Source organism: Paenilisteria riparia FSL S10-1204 (assembly GCF_000525995.1).
Lineage (GTDB): Bacteria > Bacillota > Bacilli > Lactobacillales > Listeriaceae > Listeria_A > Listeria_A riparia.
In genome coordinates this window covers 89,637-109,822 of sequence record NZ_AODL01000025.1, presented here as the reverse complement: position 1 = coordinate 109,822, position 20,186 = coordinate 89,637, and the positions used below count along the sequence as shown (strand labels likewise).

Here is a 20,186-nt window from a genome sequence, read left to right as displayed (position 1 = left end):
TGAAAAATTAGTGCTGGAACCAACGATAAATAAACAAAACAAGATTTATAAGGGGTACGTGTGTTTTTCTTATAGAGCATTTTGTATAATAATGAGACTTGAGGAACTGGGGATTAATCGGTATGATAGAAGAGAAGAAGTCAGGAGGTGTCTTAGTTGCCGAATATTAAGGATATTGCGAAACTTGCAGGTGTTTCTGTGACGACTGTTTCACGGGTTTTGAACAATCATCCGTATGTGGCAGGTGATAAGCGTAAGCGTGTTCAAGAGGTGATGAAAGAGCTTGATTATACGCCAAATCGCAATGCGGTGGACCTTAGTCGTGGTCGAACGAATACGATTGGCTTTGTTCTGCCTTATAATGATCATCCGTGGTTTGATAAATTGATGAATGGTGTTCTGGAAGCGGCTTTTGCGGAGTGTTATTCTGTGGTGATTTGTCCCACGGCTTATGATCAAAAAGAGGAGGAGCGTTACTTGCGGATGCTGAAAACAAAGCGTATTGACGGCTTGGTGATTGCGTCGCGTGCAAATAATTGGGAAACGATTGCGCCGTATGCGAAATATGGTCCGATTGTGGCTTGTGAGTATATCGATCATCCACTGATTTCGTGTGTGTATGTCGACCAAATGAAGGCATGCATGGATGGCTTTCAAGCTTTGAAGAATCGTGGGCATGAGCGTGTTGCGTTCACGGTTGGACGCCATGAGAAGCAGAGCAATACGACAAAATGGAAAATGGAAGCGTATAAAGCGGTGTTTGGTGCGATTGATCCAGAGCTTTTTTTATATGATTGTTATAATGTGGAGGACGGGAAGCATGCTGCGGAGCGGTTCTTGACGTTGGCTGATCCACCGACGGCGCTTTATTCGAATGGAGATGAGGTTGCTGCAGGGATGTATTATTATGCAACGCGGAATGATTTTGATGTACCTCGGGATATTGCGATTTTAGGTGAGGAGAATTTGCAAATTGCGGATGTGCTGGATATTTCGACGGTCGATAAGAGCGTGCGGGAGACAGGACGTGTTGCTGTGGAGCTTCTTTTGGGAGAGGAAATGGAGAAACGGGAAGTAAGTCACGAAATAATTTTTAGAAATTCGATTTAAAAGCTTGACCTGAAACCCATTTCATCGTTTACAACTAAGATATAGAATTCGGAAAGGGGCGATGAGAATGCGTGTTGAAGGTATGTGCAAAGTATCGATGAGCGTAGGTATGGAATTCCAGTATGGTGAATTTTATTTGGAACGGGATTATCTGGTGTTTGATCGGAATTATAGCCTAGGTATGAAGAAACGGCAGACATTCCCTATTGCTAAATTGAAAAATATTGCGGTTATTCCTGAAAATGGACGGATATATGTGACGTTTGCTTGTGGTGATACGGTGTTTGAGCTGGATGAGTTTGCTGACGGGGATTTGCGTGTGTTTGCGCATGAGTTGCGGACGGCGCGCTACGGGGCGAAGTCGGCGGATATGATGCAGTTTACGTTTGAGAAGAGCAGGCAGTATACGACGCATCATCAGCACCATTTTGTAGAATGATGAAGGAGTGATGATATGTATAAGACGGTAATTTTTGATGTGGATGGGACGCTTTTGGATACGGAACGGGTAGTTTTGCATGCGCTACAGGTCGCGCTTGGGAATGCTGGCTTGGATTACGAGCTGGATGATTTGCGATTTGCGCTTGGGATTACGGGCACGAAGGCGTTAGCGCAAATCGGTGTGGAGAATCAGGAGAGCGTGATGGAGGACTGGTTTGCGATGGAGGCGAAACTAACGGAGGACGTGGAGATTTTCGACGGAATCGTTGAGGTGCTTGAAAAATTAGACGGAATTGGCGTTGTGACTTCGAAGAATGCGGATGAGATGGAGACAGGGTTTTATCCGTTTAATTTGGCGAAGCATTTTGACGCGATTGTTTGTGCGAGCGACACGGAGAATCATAAACCGCATCCTGACCCACTTTTGCGATGTATGGCGATGCTCGGTGCTGATCCTGCGACGACGCTTTATGTTGGGGACGCTACATATGATATGGAATGCGCGCATGCGGCCGGTGCGAATTTTGCATTGGCTTTGTGGGGCGCGAAGACGAAGGACGGATTTGAGCGGGCGAACCATGTGCTGGAGACCCCGAGTGATGTTTTGAAATATGTAAGACGATAGAGTTTAAACTGTGTGAATAGTGAATCCTAGGTTCATTGTTTATGCAGTTTTTTTAGTACAATAGCTATGTCATGTTCCTGATAATGCAGACCTTCAAAAGATAGAAAGGGAATCGTAACAAAAGTTCCCTCTTATTTACATATATAAGAAAAAATCTATTGCTTTGGCATGTATAATATGCTACGTTTTAGTTATGTTATTTTGCTAGTAGTAAGGGAGCGCAAATATATAATATGGTGGTAACCGTAATGAGGTTAAATAGGGAAATATAGGAACAAAAATTAGACAAAATAATACATTAGCTAAAGCAATGTACCAGAAAAATCTAAGCAGTTCAAATCCTGTGTTTTCTATTAAGGAGTATACATGAAAAAATTAACAATCATCATCTTAGGCATATTATTTTTAGTATCGGTAATCCTACTGTGGATTTATAAGCCAGATATCAGCAAGGAGGAAATAAACCATCCCAAAAAAGCAATTGATGTGCAAAAAAAACAACAGTTTTGTGAAATATAATTTGAAAGAAGAAGGCTCCTTTTTTAGTATTGTAAATAATAAAGATGTACTATATACTTTAATCGGCATTAGTGAGGTGCCAGCCAAAGATGTATTTTCGATAGACAAAAGTAGCCGATTAAAAAATTCTATCTATACTACCAAACATGGAGAGAATGGTCAGATTATTTCATTGGGAGGAAATGAGAAATATCTGGTATGGTTAGATCAAAATATAGATTATTTATGTACGATGATTGTCTATGACATTGCACAAAAAAAGATACTGGCAACGATAGAAGGTAGTGAGAAAAAATATTTTGATTCATTTCTTCTTAATGAAGATACAGTTTATTGGATAGAGTCGGATGTTACGAAGCAACAAACAGAAACAGGAACTGGCGAGGATAAAGACACCATGATTTTGGGGAATTATACGGGTAAAATTCAGTCCTACCACATTGGCAGTGGTAAACAGCAAATGATAGATACCATACAGACCGTGAACTATCCTAATAATGAATTAACTGTATCCAAAGATAAGCTTTGGTACATAGACAATCGTGCCTTTACAGAGAATGCATTAATAAAAAACTATGATTTTGATACTAATAAAATTGCTGCATATGATTTGAAAGAACAATTTTTAGGGCATCTTAAACCAATAGATAACAACAGAGTAGCCTTTTTTAAGTATACGATTCATTCTGCGCCTATAGGGATGTATTTATATAATACGAATTCAAGGGAAATAACTGTTGTAAATGCTCAGGAAAATGATCATCGCGCTTCATATGACAGAGCAGGACGTATAATTTCTAGTCACATTTCATATGATATTGATGAGGAAGGGAAAGTTAAATTTAGTGATACGTTGCAGCGGGAATTTAATGATAATTTTTATTTTTCTTCTGTAGGGCCTATCTCGTCTCTTAGCATTACAACTTCTAGCGAGGGGACAACAGATTTTAATTCTATAGTCGAATTTAACCCAGATGCATTGAAGTGGACAGATAAGTTGCTGCCATAATCGAAAGTTTTTTCTTTGCGTGTAAATGAAGTGTCAAAAGGATGATTTTTTCACAGGGCTTTATTGATCAATTAGCGATAATTGCAGAGTTGCTGGTGTTAACTGGAAAGCACATCTTAAACCATTTACAGGGATTAATAGGTGATAATAATGCTACTAAATTTACATATAAAAGAAAAATAAGTTTCGTTTTTTCTGTAAATTATGTAGTCCTTATATTGACTTTATTTCACGAAAGAAAAGCACAACATAAAAAGGATTAACAAGATGAAAGAGAAACTATCAAGTTTGCTTTAAGACAAGTTGCTCTTATAAGTATTTGATGTGTTGGGCGATAAAATAATGTATCAAAAATTATTTTTGAAGGAGGATCGGTCTGAAGAAATTGATTTTAACTTAATCGTAACGGCGCTTAACGATGCACGAGAAATATTTATTGATTAGTATATTTAAACGGTATTTTTTTAATTTGAAGGGTTTTGGGGCAGTTTATTTTTTTGTGATTATTTCGTCCAAAACTTAAGATATATAGATTCCCACTCTGTGCCTCAAGAACACCCCATTTCCTAATCGAGATGCTTGGCTATAAAATAGTCTATAATCCCAAGAGAGTACATCGCAATAAAAGAGACAAAGCAAGGGCATACCATGTGGTGTCCTTTTTTTGTTGTGTCGATGTCTAAAGAGGTGCTCGATAGTTGCTGAAGGGCTCCATTTCAGGAGTGTAGCAACAAGTGTCTTCTTGAATTATAGGAATTGGAGGCTATTTGTTCACAAAATTGTGACAAAAAACAAGAGCAAACAAACAATAGAAGAAATTGACGGTCATTTAAACATGATATGCTAAATAATGGGCAGGCATCATATAGAAAAGGGGAGAAACAGCATGTTTAAAAAAAAGGGGTTTACGTTTAGGACTGTACATACTACTAGGCGTTGTTTGTTTGTGCGTTAAAAGGGAAGCACAGGTACATGCGAGCACATTGGAGAACTACCGTACCTTGTTTCCAGACATCACGTTAGCGCAAGAGGTGTACCGCACTATCCATCCAGCAATCGAAGAGGAGGTCGAGATGGATTTAAGCCGCTCGGTCACAAAAGAAGAATTGGCGCAAGTCAAAACGTTAACCGATTACACCCGCGGAATTCGCATCCAGAATCTAACCGGGATAGAACATTTACCAGCATTAGAGACGCTCTATTTAGAAGGCGATCAAACGGGAAAAATCAGCTCCTTACAAGGAATAGAAACATTAAAGCAGCTACGAGTGCTGTCCTTGAAAAATGAAAGCATCACATCCATTGATCTGCTACGTCAGTTACCACAATTGGAAGAAGTTGATCTCGTAGGAAATGAGATAGAAGATGTAGCTCCTTTAGCCGATTTGGAATCACTAACTACGTTAAATATCTCTGGGAATAGGATAACGGATTTACGTGCGTTAAAGCATTTAGCAGTCGTGAGGACGCGTGATTTTCAAGCCTTATCGCAAGCAGTAACAAAGGAAGCGACAACAACGGGAGAAAACCAAGTGATTTCAATTTGGGACGAGGAAGGCCAACTGTTGGCACCGATAGGTTTTACAGGCGAATTGGAACCAGAAGGAGCAGCTAGCTTTTATTGGACGACACCTGGCACCAATAAAGCCTGGTACGGTGGGAGAAAAGCAGGCAGTGCCTTTAGTGTGTTCGTTACGCAAGAAGTACACGGCGAAAAGCTAGCGCCTTTTGTCAGTATGCGAATGACTAGTAGTGCGCCGGAGGGAACGCCTTTAGTGTTGTTGAATGCAGCTGGACAAGAGATTGCTGGGAGCCGTTTTTTCTTAAAGGAAAAAAACAGTAATAACGTTGTCATTGAGGCGGATAATTCGAAGGCCATTGAGGAAGCGTTAGCCGTATTACATCAGTTACCGAGTAATTCGAGTCAGCAGAAAGGAACCTTGATTATCCCGAAAGGAAATTGGCAGGTGATGCGCCAAATCGAAGTCTTAGAAGGGATTACCCTACAAGGAGAAAGCGCGACGACAACATTGACACGTCTCCCCGACTACTTTGAAAAAGGGCTCGAAGATCGGAACTTCCAGTATGATTCACTGGTTCGTTTGTATAACTATACGACCATCAAACAACTACGACTGGATGGACAACGAGATGTGACCGATAAGCCAACGTCATATTTGTATTATCAAAATGGGATTACGCTTCATGGACAGTATGAACCAAAGGGAACTATGCCTCCCCCCTTATCCCAGTATCAACATGATATTCGCATCCAAGATGTACAGATTACTAACTTTAATGGTACAGGTATCATGGCGGATTTAGTCTATAATGTCACGATCGAAGGGACAGCGGCGCCAACCCCAAGTCATCAGCCAATGGCCGTCGATAACATGGGGCATGATGGTGTGATGGTTTACTCTGGGAAAAATGTGCGTATTCATCAAACGATGGTACGTAAATTAGGGCATGACAAAGAGGGGACTGAACGCGTGCATTTCTATGGTATTGCAGCTTCGATGCGGAAGATTAGTAAGCCAAATGGATTGGAACCAACCATTTCACCAGATCAACTGCTTTTTCCAGTCAGTGAAAATATCACGGTAGAAAAGAACGTGGTGCTAGACAACCCTTATTGGGAGGGGATTGATGGTCATTCGGTCCAAAATTATACGATTCAGGAGAATGTGGTGATTGGTGCCGATCGTGCTATTGTGATTGGCGGACAAGAATATAGCCAACGCTATTTTTTCCCATCGCAACAAGTGCGTATCACACATAATCGTATCAACCAGGCACACGATTGGGAAGCGTGGGTATCGAATCCCCCTACATCGCAAGCGGGTATTGTTGTGTGGGGAACTACCGATGAAGCACCGTTATTTGATCATACAGGTAACGTATTGCCCAAAAAAGAGACGAGTAAAGGGTATACGGAGGGGACGCTTATTGCCCATAATACCATCGATGCCATCTATCCGCGAGAAGCCGATACACTCTTTTTTGGGGGGATTGCGACCAAGTTAACACGACAGCTGACGATTGAACACAATAAAATTGGCCTGGAGCGACCACATTCGGTCCAAGTCGCAGGTATTAGTTTGACTTCTAGTAATATGGGGTTTGTTATTACCGACAACCAATTTGGTGCGATTGGGTATTTGGAAACAGCTACCGGTGGGAAAGCGAAAGCGGTCCCTAGTTTACGCCATGTATTTTCACCGATTGCGTTTCGGGAGATGCATAATACGGATAAAGATCTCGCCATGCCAAGCCCGAAAGATCGTACGAGCCTGATCGAACGGAATGTCGCAGCGAGCTGGAATCCGGCCATCATTGGGGATACGAAATTTGGGGAGCGGTCAAATAATCATTTTAGTGGTAGTGAAACCAATACGTTCCAAGACACGATTGCCCTGACACGTATAGCTTCGGCATATGGCCTAGCACAGGTGCAGTGGCTGCCGTCATTTGGTACGGTGACAGGGAAGGCTGGTACAGATATCACACGTGTGGATGTTTATGCTGCACCGATTGCGGATATGGCGGAGCTCGATATGGGAAAACGAGTGCCCATTGCCATGGCAACGGTGGATGCATCGGGAGCTTTTCAAGTGACGGGTGTGGGTGACGCATTAGGGACGTCCTCGCTTATCCTAGTGGCTCGGAATAAACACGCCAATCCTGTATATCAATATGCGGTCACACAACAACCGTTAGTTCCATCTTACCGACTCACCGTGTCGCCTTATCCATTGGATAGCCAAGATATTGTCGGACTTTACGATCCAGCGGCTACCAAGGTGGTGCTGTATGTGAATGGTGTCGCGAAGAAAAGTGGAGCACTGGATGCCAGCACAGGCACTTATCGGATTAATGCCAAAGGCTTGATTGATACAGCGATTCAAGACGTGGAGCTAGTGATGGTACGCGGGAGCTCGGAGATTCTACACCGGGTGAAAGTCCATGTCGAAGATCCTTTGACGGTGGAACCGTATGTCATAGGAGATCCTTATGTACGGGGACAATTCCCACGCGGCGTGACCAAAGTCGTGCTGTATGTGGATGGTGTGGCGAAGAAAAGTGGCGCATTACAGCTCACTGATCCTAATCGTCCCTATCTCATCTCGGCACAAGGGTTGATCACGGATACGAAACAAGTGGTGGAAGTGGTGGCTTCGGATGGAAACGTGGTGCGCGAGCGCTTGCGTGTTCCGGTGTCAACTACGGTCATACAAACGATAAAGGAGTATGAAGATGTACAAACAAAAGAGTAAGTATCGTTGGCTGCATGTATTTTTAGGTGTACTCATCATCGTCAGTACTATCTGGTTACCAAAGACAGCTCAGGCAGAAGATACCCCTGTCTTTCCGGTGGGGAAAACATTCGAAGAAGTGATGCCAGACATTTACACGCGGTCATCCTTTGGTCCAGAAATGATGCAGACAACGGAAGCAGAGTATGTGAAAAACGAGCGAAAGTATGCCACACGAATTGTGACACAAGCAGACTTTGATCGTGTCACAAAAAGTGTAGCAATGGACCTTGGAAAAGAGGTTTCATTTAATATGGAAGGGATGCAATATTTGCGCAACCTAGAGACGTTTCATTATTATTATGGTACAGATATGAAGGACCTTTCTTATTTAGCCCCCTTAAAAAAACTAAGGGAACTATCGCTGGGGGATGTGCGCAGTGTGACAGATTTATCCCCTTTGAGCGGGTTAACAAACTTGGAGTATCTGTTCTTGTGGTCGAACACAGGGATTACAGATCTATCGCCATTAGCACATTTAACGAAATTAGAGCAGCTGGAGCTCAACAAAACCAGTGTCACCAGTATTGCGCCACTTCGAAATTTAACGCGTCTAAAAAAGCTAACCATTAACGGTTATTTTGACGATGCTTGGACGCTAAAAGATTTGCCGTTACTGCAGCGGTCGGATACCAGTTATACGATTAGAACAACGGTTAAAGCTCCATCAACGGTTGTAGGAAACCCAACGGTTGTAGACATCACAGATATATTTGGCAACGTATTGACCGATCCGTATCTTACAATGGACAATGTAGGCACTGGTTATATAGGCACTTTTGAAAATGGTATAGTGTCTTGGGGGCAGGTAGGAAGTGGCACTATAAGTAGGGGGTACACGGGGAAAAATAAGTATCAAATTTTTAATGTTATTATTCAACAAGAAGTAAACCCCCAAGTAGCAGGGCAACCAGTCACTGTGGCATATGAAACTGAAGCAGGAGATGTGTTGGCAGAACCTGTTGTCTTGCAAGGGATGCAAGAATTTGCGTATGAAGCAGTGGCGAAGGCTGTGGACGGATATACCTTAGTGGCGGAGCCGTCCAATGCGACAGGTGTGTTCACCGATCAGCCACAGACGGTCCGTTTTGTCTATAAGAAAGTGGAGACAGGAAGTGTTCATGTCCATTATGTTGATCCAGAAGGAAAGACAATCCGTGAGAGTGATGTGTATACAGGAAATGTAGGAGATAGCTATCAACTGACCTGGCCACCGATTGCGGGGTACCAAGTGAAGGAAGCGCCAACCACAACAGGCGAATATACTTCGGAAGCGCAAGCGATAACACTTGTCTATGTCCCAGCGCAAGAAGCAAAAGGGATTGTTGAGGTGCAGTATGTCGATGACGCTGGAAAGGTATTACGCACACCAGACAGGTATGAGGGGAAAGTAGGCGAAGCTTATGCACTGATATGGCCAACGATTGCAGGATATCAGTTGAAGGAAGCGCCAACGCCAACAGGCCAATACACTTCGGACACGCAAGAAATCACGCTTGTTTATATCCCAGCGCAAGAAGCAAAAGGGATTGTTGAGGTGCAGTATGTTGATGACGCTGGAAAGGTATTACGCGCACAAGATAGATATGAAGGGAAAGTGGGAGAAGGCTATACGCTGACTTGGCCGACTATTCCAGAATACCGTCTAGTGCAAACGCCTGAGGCAAAAGGAACATACGAGGAAGGGGTGACAACACTTCGTGTGGTATACAGCGCTCAAGAAAAAGGAGAAGTGTCGCAGGATGAGGAGCTCAAAGAAAGTCCCCCTAGCACTACAACGGATACGAATCCAAAGATAAAGCAGCAGACCTTAGAAGAAGTGCCATCGTATGAAAAAACGGATACGTCAGTAGCGGCGACTATCCTTGCACCAGATACGAGCCTACCTGTCGCAAGTTTACAGAAGGCGGGAAGTAATGTTTCTCAACCTGTCATCGGAGAGCGCCTCCCAGTAACAGGAGATACCTCAGGCGTACCTATCGCTAGCATATGTCTAGGCATTTTCTGTTGTGTTAGTGGCGTCTGGCTATGGAGAAGGCAATTGTAAGAAAAAGCGTTAGCAGGTCTTCCAGGATGTTCCTGTCTCTATCTTTCCATTTTCATGTGAATGAGATGCCGTATGATGAAAGTCTAGCCTTGGAAAATCGCGTGGCGCAATTTATGGTGGAACATATCCGACAAACCGTTTTGCAGGAACGAAAAGAATTAACAGCAGCCTATGATGTATTAATGGAAGAAATGGGTTGGGATGCAGATGATGTCAAAGAGATAGTATCCTGTAATCAAAGGGAAGGTGCGAAAGTTATCAAGGAATTATCCAATACGAGAACGATACAAGAAGCGATTGTCATATATAAACAACTCCTTTCTTTGAAGGAGAAGATGGCGGATATGAATCTCGGATAATGGCAAAAAGTGCTACTAAAAAACAAAAAAGCCGAATCTAACACAATGGTATTTTGTTAGATTCAGTTTACAAGCGATAGCATATTTTTGTATAAGCGAAAAACAAGCCAAGTCATTTACAATAGGGACTTGGCTTGTTTCATTAAAAATATAGCGTTCCTAGGAACACTAACAGAAAGGTTATTTCTGCTAAGTATCAGTCTTCTCCAATTTGTTAAGGTGGATATTATAGAACATTTACCAGCATTAGAGACGCTCTATTTAGAAGGCGATCAAACGGGAAAAATCAGCTCCTTACAAGGAATAGAAACATTAAAGCAGCTACGAGTGCTGTCCTTGAAAAATGAAAACCTCACATCCATTGATAGGTTGCGCGACTTACCACAATTGGAAGAAGTGAACCTAGTAGGAAATGAAATCGAAGATGTAGCGCCATTAGCAGGTTTGGCATCCCTCACCGTGTTAAACATCTCCGGTAATAAAGTCATGGATTTGCGTGCTTTAAGGGATTTAGCCGTTGTGAAGACGCATGGTTTTCAGGCTTTATCGCAAGCAGTCACAGAGGAAGCGACAACAACGGGAGAAAACCAACGGATTCCGATTTGGGATGAGAATGGCCAGCCGCTGTCCCCTGTTGGTTTTACAGGAAACTTGGAACCATCAGGGGAAACTAGCTTTTATTGGGCGACACCTGGCACCAATAAAGCATGGTATGGAGAGAGCAGTGCAAGTAGTGCCTCTTTTAGCGTGTTTGTCACGCAAGACGTTCGTGGCGAAAAGATAGCCCCTCCTGTCGGTATACAAGCGGCAAGCAGTACACCAGAGGGAACACCCTTAGTGCTGTTGAATGCGGACGGGAAAGAAATTATTGGAAATAATTTTTTCTTGATGGAAGGCAGTGATGCGAAAGGTGTCATAGAGATGTCTAATTCACAAGCGATAGAACAAGCATTAACCGTATTGAATCAGTTATCAAGTAACCAGAACCATCACAAAGGAACCTTGATTATCCCAAAAGGAACATGGCAAGTGCTGCGCCAAATCAAGGTCTTAGAAGGGATCAGCATACAAGGGGAAAGCACGACGACAACGCTCATACGTCAACCAAAGTATTTCGAAAAAGGGAGAGAGGATCGGAACTTCCAGTATGATTCACTAGTTCGTTTGTATAACTATACGACCATCAAACAACTACGATTAGATGGACAACGAGATCTGACAGATAAACCAACGTCCGATTTGTACTATCAAAATGGGATTACACTACATGGACAGTATGAACCCGAGGGGGCTGTTCCTCCTCCCTTATCCCAGTATCAACATGACATTCTTATCCAAGATGTACAGATTGAAAATTTTAATGGAACGGGCATTATGGCGGACTTAGTCTATGATGTCACGATAGAAGGGACAGAGGCGCCAACGCCGAGTTCCCATCCAATGGCCGTCGATAACATGGGGCATGATGGGATTATGGTTTACTCTGGAAAGAATGTGCGTATTCATCAAACGTTGGTTCGAAAATTAGGCCACGACAAAGTAGGCACTGCACGAGTACATTTCTATGGTATTGCTGCTTCGATGCGGAAGATTAGTAAGCCAAATGGATTAGGACAAACCATTTCACCAGATCAACTGCTCTTTCCAGTCAGTGAAAACATCACAGTAGAAAAAAATGTCGTTTTAGAAAACCCATACTGGGAAGGGATTGATGGACATTCGGTTCAAAACTATACCATTCAAGAAAACGTAGTGATTGGTGCTGACCGCGCCATTGTCATTGGTGGACAAGAATATAGCCAACGTTATTTTTTTCCATCACAACAAGTTCGTATTACCCATAATCGAATCAACCAACAACAAGATCGAGAGGCTTGGGTATCAGATACTCTAACGCCAACATCACAAGCTGGTATTGTCTTGTGGGGAAGTACCGATAACATACCTCAATTTGACAGCTCAGGAAATGTATTACCAAAAGCAGAGACTAGTAAAGGCTATACAGAGGATGCCCTCATTGCGAATAATACCATTGATGCTGTCTATCCGAGAGAAGCCGATACGCTCTTCTTTGGTGGGATAGCGATCAAGTTAACTAGAAAACTCACAATAGAGCAGAATAAAATTGGATTGGAGCGGCCGCATTCGGTGCAAGTTGCAGGAATTAGTCTTGCCTCTAGTAATATGGGCTTTGTCATTACGGGTAATCAACTAGGCGCCATCGGTTATTTGGAGACAGCAGCAGGCGGAAAAGCTAAATCAGTACCTAGTTTACGTGACGTGTTTACACCGATTGCGTTCCGTGAGATGCATAATGCGGATAAAGATACTGCGATGCCAAGTTCGAAAGACCGCGTGAGCCGAATAGAGCAGAATGTCGCCAATAGCTGGAATCAGGCCATCATTGGGGATACAAAATTTGGTGAGCGGTCCAATAATCGATTTACTGGTGGTGAAACCAATACATTCCAAGGGATCCCAGCGTTTACACGTGTTGCGACGGCTTACGGTCTCGAACAAGTGCAATGGTTGCCCTCATTCGGTACGATAGGAGGGCAGGCGGGCATGGATATCGACCGCGTAGATGTCTATGAAGCGCCAATTGCTAATATGGAGGAGCTCGATACTGGAAAACGAATCCCTATCGCCACAGCGAAAGTAGCTACATCTGGTGCTTTTCAAATAACTGGTATAGATAGGGCAGCGACACAAGCACTTCTCTTGGTTGCTCGAAATAAACATGCCAACCCATTGTATCAGTATGCAGTCACACAACAACCGCTAACGCCATCTTATCGTCTCACAGTATCCCCCTACCCATTAGATAGTCAGGATATTGTCGGCCTCTATGATCCTGCAGCTACGAAGGTGGTTCTCTATGTAGGCGGTGTGGCTAAGAAAAGTGGCGCACTGGATGCGAGTACGGGAAGCTATCGTATTAATGCCAAAGGATTGATAGACACGGCAATTCAAGATGTAGAGCTGCTAATGGTACGTGGAAGTTCAGAGATTTTAAATCGAGTGAAAGTCCGTGTAGAAGACCCATTGACCGTGGAACCCTATGTTATAGGGGATGCCTATATACGAGGACAATTCCCACGAGGTGTAACGAAGGTTGTGCTCTATGTGGATGGGGTCGCGAAGAAAAGCGGGTCATTACAAACGACCGATCCCAATCGCCCTTATCTCATCTCAGCACAAGGACTTATAACCAATACAAAACAGGTGATAGAGGTTGTTGCCTCAGACGGAAATTTAGTGCGCGAACGATTAGTCGTCCCTGTATCTACAACACCAATACAAACGATAAAGGAGTATGAAGATGTACAAACAAATGACTAAATTTAGCTGGATTAAACTATTTTTATGTATTGTTTTAATCGGAAGTACCATCTGGTTACCGAAAACGGCACAGGCGGAGGATGCGCCAGTCTTTCCAGTCGGGAAAACCTTCGAAGAAGTCATGCCAGATATCTACACACGATCGTCCTTTGGCCCAGAGATGATGCAGACAACGGAAGCGGAGTATGTGAAAAATGAGCGGAAGTATGCTACTCGAATAGTGACACAGGCAGACTTTGATCGTGTCACTAAAAGCGTAGCACTGGATTTGGGAAAAGAGGTTACCTTTGATATGGAAGGCATGCAATATCTACGCAACCTAGAAGCATTTCATTATTACTATGGCGCAGATATGGATGACCTCTCTTATTTAGCCCCATTAAAAAAATTAAAGTACCTATCGATGGGTGATGTCAGTAGTGTAACAGACTTAAGCCCCTTACGTGGTTTAACGAATCTAGAGTATTTGTTCTTGTGGTCGAACATAGGGATTACGGATCTATCGCCATTAGCTAATTTAACGAAATTAGAACAGTTGCAGTTAAATAAAACGAGTGTGACAAGTATTGCGCCACTCCGAAACTTAACGCATCTAAAACATATAACCATTCACGGTTATTTTGACGATGCATGGACACTAAAAGATTTACCATTATTTCAGCGAGAGGATACCAGCTATTCGATTAGTACGACGGTTACTTTGCCACCAACAATTGTTAATAAACCAACGGCTATTGACCAACTTGATGGATTTGGAAACCCATTATCAGATGTACGTTTATGGATGAACTTTAAAACCGGTGATGAGATAGGAACTTTTAGAAATGGGATGGTGACATGGAACAAAATAGGGACAGGTAGCATTACTAAAGAACATCCGGGCAAAAATAAGTATCAGAGCTTTGGTATCGCTTTTGATCAAGAAGTGAAACCTCAAGTTGCTGGTCAACCAGTTAAAGTGCAGTATGAAACTGAAACAGGGGATGTGTTGGCGGCACCTATTGTCTTGCAAGGGATGCAGGAGTTTCCTTATGAAGCCGTTGCGAAGGCAGTGGATGGGTATACCTTAGTAGCGGAGCCATCCAATGCGACTGGTGTGTTTAGTGATCAACCGCAGACGGTACGCTTTGTCTATAAAAAAGTCGAAACAGGAAGTGTCCATGTGCATTATGTCGATGCAGAAGGAAAAACAGTACATGTGAGTGATGTTTATACAGGCAATGTAGGAGAAGCCTATAAACTGGTATGGCCAACGATTAATGGGTATCAGGAGGTGAAGGAAGCGCCAACCTCAACAGGTCAGTATACAGTAGAACCGCAAGAAATCACGCTTGTATATGTCCCAGAAGAAGCAACAAAAGGAATCGTGGACGTGCAATATGTCGATAGCAAAGGAAAGGTGCTGCGCGCGCCAGATAGATATGAGGGGAAAATTGGAGATGCCTATACCCTGACATTTCCGACGATTCCAGGCTATCGTCTAGCGAAAATACCGGAGGCAAAAGGAACATACGGAGAAGGTGTGACAACGCTTCGGGTGGTCTATAGCGCCCAAGAACAAGAAGTAGAGCCGGAGAAAGATGGGCAAGAACAAAGCCCCCCTAGCCCCACACCAGAGAAGGATTCCGAGTTGGAGCAAGCAACCTTAGAAGCAGTTCCATTGCATGAAAAACCGGCTACACCAGTAGTAGCGACGATCCTCAAGCAAGGTACACGTCTACCTGTCACGAGTATACAGGAGGCAGGAAGTGACGCTGTTCAACAAGTCATCGGGGCCCGACTTCCAGTCACAGGAGATACTTCCGGTGTACCGATGGCACACCTGTTCCTAGGCGTTTTCTGTTTCGTTAGTGGCATGTTGCTCTGGAGAAGAAGATCTTAAGCAAACGTGTTAACAAGTTCCAAAGGGTGCCATCTCCAAGGTGGATGGCACCCCCATTGTAATAGAAGGAACGTAATAATAGGTATCTACATCCAACTAGAACAGTGATCCGTTGGTAAAAGATGCTTTTTAGAAGCATGGGAATGTGAATTCTCTTTTTGACCGTCGCGGCTAATGCCTTTTCCGCGATGGTTTTTTTGTTGTCTGAACAAAGAGCGATGTATGATAAGGGTGTACCCTAAATATACATACATGGCTGATTGCTGCCTGCCAACTTTTAATGTGAAGTCAGGGTGTAAAATAAATGCGTTCAAAAAAGAAGTAGTCTTGCGGAGATTTTTTTTTTGAAGAAAATGCATACAAATGCGCGGAAGGAAAGGTTAAAAACTAGCCACTTGCCATGAACTACCGCCTTCTTTTTGAAGCGCCCCAAACTTCTTGAATATAAACCGCTTTCGCCTGATCTATGTAAACCAGAGACTACGTCCTACCCATTATAATCGGTACGGCAGCCTCCAGCTGTATTTAGCATTCATCCCATACATTCAATTAAAAATCAATATTATCCGGATCAGGCCCGACGCGCAGATTCTGATTAAGAGCATCAATCTGCGCGCATTCTTCATCACTTAACTCGAAATCAAAAATAGCCATGTTTTCTGCGATACGATGGGGTTTTGTTGATTTTGGAATGACGATGATGTCGTTTTGTAAGTCCCAGCGCAGGATGACTTGGGCGACGGATTTGCCGTGATGGGCTGCGATTTCTTGGAGTGTCGGGTTATTGAAAAGGCCGCCTTGCATGAGGGGGGACCAGGCTTCGACGTGGATGTTGTTTTTGGTGCAATATGCGATGAGGTCTTTTTGTGTGAGTTGGGGATGGAGTTCAATTTGGTTGATGACAGGCATGATGATGGCTGTTTTTTTGAGTGTTTCGAGATGATGAATTTGAAAATTGCTGACGCCAATTGCGCGGATACGGCCGTCTTGATGTAGTTTTTCAAGGGCGCGCCAAGCGTCGGTGTATTTGCCTTCGACTGGCCAGTGAATGAGGTAGAGGTCGAGATAGTCGAGTTCCATTTTGCGTAGGGATTCGTCGAAAGCGGCGAGTGTTGCTTCGTAGCCAAGATCGGCGTTCCATACTTTGGACGTGATGAAGAGGTCTTCGCGTGGGATGCCTGATTCGCGGATGCCTTGGCCAACGCTTGTTTCGTTTCCGTAGATTGCGGCGGTGTCGATGCTACGGTAGCCAAGACGGGTGGCTTCTTTGATGGCGGATACGAGTTCTGCGCCTTCTTCTACTTTAAATACGCCAAGTCCAAGGACGGGCATGTGGATTCCATTTGCTAATTTGACTGTTTTCATTTTTAAAATTCCTCCTGTTTTGTTTCTAATTTTTTACTCCAAGCGGTTAGGGCGACGGCGATGAGAACCATAATCATGCCGACCCAGGTGGTGTCAATGATGCGCATGTGGGTGATGACGAGGCCGCCGAGGTAGGAGCCAAGTGCGATGCCTGCGTTGAATGCTGCGATGTTTAGTGCGGATGCGATGTCGACGCCTTTTGGCACGAATTTCTCGGCTAGGATGACGATGTAGACTTGCAATCCAGGGACGTTCATAAAGGCGAAGATGCCCATGAGTAGTATTGTTGCGAGTCCGAAAACTTTGGATGGGGCGGTGAAGTAGAGCAGGCCGAGCACGACGGCTTGTGCGATGAACATGTAGAACAGGGCTTGGATTGGCCGCTTGTTGGCGACTTTTCCACCGATCGAGTTCCGACGGCGATGGCGATTCCGTAGATGAAAAGTAAGAGTGCGACGGTGCTTGCTGGGAAGCCGGTGACTTGTTCTAGTAATGGTGTTAGGTAGGTGAAGACGACGAATGTGCCGCCGTAGCCAAGTGCCGTGATAGCGAATACGAGTAGCAGTGGTCCTGTTGTTAAAACTTTGACTTGTTCGCCGAGCGTCATTTTGGCGCCTGGACGCAAGTTGCGCGGTATCAGGATGAGATTGGCGATGAGCGCGATGACGCCGATTGCTGCGATGCCGATAAACGCGGTGCGCCAGCCGAATTGTTGTCCGACGAGTGTGCCGATTGGGACGCCGGTCACGGTTGCGATGGTGAGACCGGTAAACATGATGGAAATGGCGCTGGCCCGCTTGTTTGGTGGCACAAGGTCAGCCGCGATGGTCGATCCGATGGACATGAAGACGCCATGCGCGAAGGCAGATACGACGCGAGCGATGAGTAGTAAGGCAATCGTTGTTGAGAACGCTGCAATCGTGTTTCCTAAAATAAAGACAATCATGATGGCGAGTAATAATGTTTTGCGATTCATTCGTGATGTAAGTGCAGTCAATATTGGTGCGCCGAACATGACGCCGATTGCGTAAAGTGAGACGGTTAATCCTGCAGTACTAACAGGTATCGCCAAGTCCTCCGCGATAAGCGGCAACAACCCGACGCTAATAAATTCCGTTGTTCCAATTGCAAAAGTGCTAACAGCCAAAGCCAATAATGCAAAAATATTTCGGTTCCCTTTCAATCTAAAAACTCCTTCCAAATTCGGCTTGCTTTTTTAATGACAAGTGTTATTATGATACTTAGTAGACATTAAAACAAGTACGTACTTTTTTGTAATGTAGGCACTTTTTAGTACCTATAGAAAGGAGAAAAATGCGATGAAAAAATATAATATTTCGGTGGAAGCAACGCTCGAAGTTATTGGCGGCAAGTGGAAATGCGTGATTCTATGCCATCTAACGCACGGTAAGAAAAGAACGAGCGAACTAAAGCGGCTTATCCCATCCATCACGCAAAAAATGCTCACACAACAATTGCGAGAGCTAGAACATGACGGTATTATCAATCGGATTGTGTATAATCAAGTACCACCAAAAGTAGAATATGAATTGAGCGAGTACGGCAGGTCATTGGAAAGTATTTTGACGGCTTTGTGTAATTGGGGTGATGCTCATATTGAACGGATGTATGGGGATCGCTTGGAATTTCTAGAAGACAGTATTTTAAACAAATGAAAAACCCTGGGGAGTTGGGGCCCAGGGTTTTCCTATATAGAGTGAGAGGTTCACATCATCGGCTCAGCGAAGCGACAAGCGCTAATCTCCGTCGTTAAAGATTCCGTTCCGGTGCTCATGTACAAATCGTACACTCCGCTCCGGTACTCGTCTTTGCCTAGGATCTCAGCGCTTGTCGCTTCGCTGAGGTTTGGTGGTGGCTGCATATTGTAAGAGATTTAAGAGCATGAAGCCACCGTTTTATTGTTAGTCACGGCCGTCTTCTACGATGGAGAGTTCTGTGTCTACGTCGAAGAAATGAGATTTGGACATTTCGAAGGCGTATTTGATTTTGTCGAACGGTTCGTGGGTGGAGCGTGAGTCTACGCGGGCTACGAATTCGTGAGAGCCTACTTTGGAGTGTAGCATGAATTCTGCTCCAGTCAGCTCGGCAACAACGATTTCGGCATCAAATGCAGAACCCGGGTTTGCTTCGATAACTAGCGGTTCATCATGAATGTCTTCTGGACGAACGCCAAATGTTACTTCTTTTCCATCATAGCCTTTGTCTTGTAACACTTTTAGTTTACCTTCTGGGATTTCAATGCTGAAATCATCGCCGATAAATTGTGTGCCGCTGATTTTGCCTTTAAAGAAGTTCATTGCGGGGCTTCCAATGAAACCTGCAACAAACATGTTTACAGGGTGATCGTATACTTCCTTTGGTGAACCGACTTGTTGGATGACGCCGTCTTTCATAATAACGATACGTGTCGCCATTGTCATCGCTTCGGTTTGGTCATGGGTTACGTAAATCATCGTTGTATTTAATTGTAAATGTAGTTTCGTAATTTCAGCACGCATTTGCACGCGAAGTTTCGCATCCAAGTTAGACAGAGGTTCATCCATTAGGAAGACTTTTGCGTCACGGACGATGGCACGGCCTAGTGCTACACGTTGGCGTTGACCACCGGATAATGCGCTTGGTTTACGTTTTAGGTACTCGGTTAGGCCTAGGATGTTGGCTGCATGTTCTACGCGTGTCTTGATTTCGTCTTTGGGCATTTTGCGTAGTTTCAAACCGAAAGCCATGTTGTCATACACAGTCATATGTGGGTATAGTGCGTAGTTCTGGAAAACCATGGCGATGTCGCGGTCTTTTGGTGCTACGTTGTTCATTACTTTGCCGTCGATGCGAAGTTCGCCTTTAGAAATTTCTTCCAAGCCTGCAATCATACGTAATGTCGTTGATTTACCGCAACCAGATGGTCCGACAAAAACGATGAATTCTTTATCCGCGATTTCAAGGTTAAAATCCTCTACTGCGGTTACTTTGTTATCGTATATTTTATAAATGTGTTCCAGTGATAGTTGTGCCATGTTCGTTAACTCCCTTTCAAAATGTTTTCATTTAGCTTTGATTTCATTGTATATGAAAACGCTTTACAAAAACTATGTCAGGTTGCACAAAGAATAAAATTTGAAATTGGGCAGGTTGCATAGGCTACGAAAAACT

Annotated in this window: 13 protein-coding genes and 1 pseudogene; 11 read left to right on the top strand and 3 right to left on the bottom strand. The window is 43.9% G+C overall.

All coding sequences use genetic code 11. The features are described 5' to 3' along the window. Positions 1-156: 156 nt before the first annotated feature. From PRIP_RS12745 to PRIP_RS12700, 10 genes are all read left to right on the top strand, one after another. Positions 157-1,110: a LacI family DNA-binding transcriptional regulator gene (locus PRIP_RS12745; RefSeq protein WP_036101488.1), complete on the top strand. Its 954-nt coding sequence runs from the start codon at positions 157-159 to the stop codon at positions 1,108-1,110. Between the two features lie 67 nt (positions 1,111-1,177). Then, positions 1,178-1,549, top strand: a complete 372-nt coding sequence (locus tag PRIP_RS12740; protein WP_036101487.1) for a hypothetical protein — start codon at positions 1,178-1,180, stop codon at positions 1,547-1,549. Positions 1,550-1,564: 15 nt separating this feature from the next. Beyond that, on the top strand, positions 1,565-2,176 hold the full coding sequence (locus PRIP_RS12735) for an HAD family hydrolase (protein WP_036101486.1): 612 nt from the start codon (positions 1,565-1,567) through the stop codon (positions 2,174-2,176). A 366-nt stretch (positions 2,177-2,542) separates the two neighbouring features. Beyond that, positions 2,543-2,695 carry a hypothetical protein gene (locus PRIP_RS17195; protein ID WP_159101546.1) on the top strand — a complete coding sequence of 51 codons (153 nt, stop codon included), beginning with the start codon at positions 2,543-2,545 and terminating at the stop codon, positions 2,693-2,695. Position 2,696: 1 nt separating this feature from the next. Further along, positions 2,697-3,704: a hypothetical protein gene (locus tag PRIP_RS12730; RefSeq protein WP_159101545.1), complete on the top strand. Its 1,008-nt coding sequence runs from the start codon at positions 2,697-2,699 to the stop codon at positions 3,702-3,704. A gap of 944 nt (positions 3,705-4,648) precedes the next feature. Further along, a complete protein-coding gene (locus tag PRIP_RS12720; RefSeq protein WP_149023827.1) occupies positions 4,649-7,981 on the top strand; it encodes a leucine-rich repeat domain-containing protein in 3,333 nt (1,110 codons plus the stop codon). Beyond that, on the top strand, positions 7,962-10,067 hold the full coding sequence (locus tag PRIP_RS12715; protein WP_036101482.1) for a MucBP domain-containing protein: 2,106 nt from the start codon (positions 7,962-7,964) through the stop codon (positions 10,065-10,067). Before PRIP_RS12720 ends, PRIP_RS12715 begins: the two co-directional genes overlap by 20 nt. 26 nt (positions 10,068-10,093) lie before the next feature. After that, entirely contained in the window at positions 10,094-10,426 is a 333-nt protein-coding gene (locus PRIP_RS12710; RefSeq protein WP_036101481.1) for a hypothetical protein, read from the top strand. Between the two features lie 219 nt (positions 10,427-10,645). Then, a complete protein-coding gene (locus PRIP_RS12705; RefSeq protein ID WP_149023826.1) occupies positions 10,646-13,768 on the top strand; it encodes a leucine-rich repeat domain-containing protein in 3,123 nt (1,040 codons plus the stop codon). Further along, on the top strand, positions 13,749-15,650 hold the full coding sequence (locus PRIP_RS12700) for a MucBP domain-containing protein (RefSeq protein ID WP_036101479.1): 1,902 nt from the start codon (positions 13,749-13,751) through the stop codon (positions 15,648-15,650). The genes PRIP_RS12705 and PRIP_RS12700 overlap by 20 nt, the downstream gene beginning before the upstream one ends. Positions 15,651-16,199: 549 nt before the next feature. On the opposite strand, the gene PRIP_RS12695 is transcribed toward PRIP_RS12700, so the two are convergent. Then, positions 16,200-17,015: an aldo/keto reductase gene (locus tag PRIP_RS12695; RefSeq protein WP_036101478.1), complete on the bottom strand. Its 816-nt coding sequence runs from the start codon at positions 17,013-17,015 to the stop codon at positions 16,200-16,202. Positions 17,016-17,017: 2 nt separating this feature from the next. Then, a pseudogene (locus PRIP_RS12690) lies at positions 17,018-18,198 on the bottom strand (MFS transporter). Positions 18,199-18,334: 136 nt separating this feature from the next. Between PRIP_RS12690 and PRIP_RS12685 the strand changes: the two are divergent. After that, positions 18,335-18,691 carry a winged helix-turn-helix transcriptional regulator gene (locus PRIP_RS12685; RefSeq protein ID WP_036101477.1) on the top strand — a complete coding sequence of 119 codons (357 nt, stop codon included), beginning with the start codon at positions 18,335-18,337 and terminating at the stop codon, positions 18,689-18,691. Between the two features lie 246 nt (positions 18,692-18,937). On the opposite strand, the gene PRIP_RS12680 is transcribed toward PRIP_RS12685, so the two are convergent. Then, positions 18,938-20,050, bottom strand: coding sequence for an ABC transporter ATP-binding protein (locus tag PRIP_RS12680; protein WP_036101476.1), 1,113 nt, complete (start codon positions 20,048-20,050; stop codon positions 18,938-18,940). Positions 20,051-20,186: the final 136 nt, after the last annotated feature.

Coding starts and splice junctions, on each gene's coding strand:
- PRIP_RS12740 (WP_036101487.1), top strand. CDS start 1,178: ATGCGTGTTGAAGGTATGTGCAAAGTATCGATGAGCGTAGGTATGGAA.
- PRIP_RS12735 (WP_036101486.1), top strand. CDS start 1,565: ATGTATAAGACGGTAATTTTTGATGTGGATGGGACGCTTTTGGATACG.
- PRIP_RS17195 (WP_159101546.1), top strand. CDS start 2,543: ATGAAAAAATTAACAATCATCATCTTAGGCATATTATTTTTAGTATCG.
- PRIP_RS12715 (WP_036101482.1), top strand. CDS start 7,962: ATGTACAAACAAAAGAGTAAGTATCGTTGGCTGCATGTATTTTTAGGT.
- PRIP_RS12710 (WP_036101481.1), top strand. CDS start 10,094: ATGTTCCTGTCTCTATCTTTCCATTTTCATGTGAATGAGATGCCGTAT.
- PRIP_RS12700 (WP_036101479.1), top strand. CDS start 13,749: ATGTACAAACAAATGACTAAATTTAGCTGGATTAAACTATTTTTATGT.
- PRIP_RS12695 (WP_036101478.1), bottom strand. CDS start 17,015: ATGAAAACAGTCAAATTAGCAAATGGAATCCACATGCCCGTCCTTGGA.
- PRIP_RS12685 (WP_036101477.1), top strand. CDS start 18,335: ATGAAAAAATATAATATTTCGGTGGAAGCAACGCTCGAAGTTATTGGC.
- PRIP_RS12680 (WP_036101476.1), bottom strand. CDS start 20,050: ATGGCACAACTATCACTGGAACACATTTATAAAATATACGATAACAAA.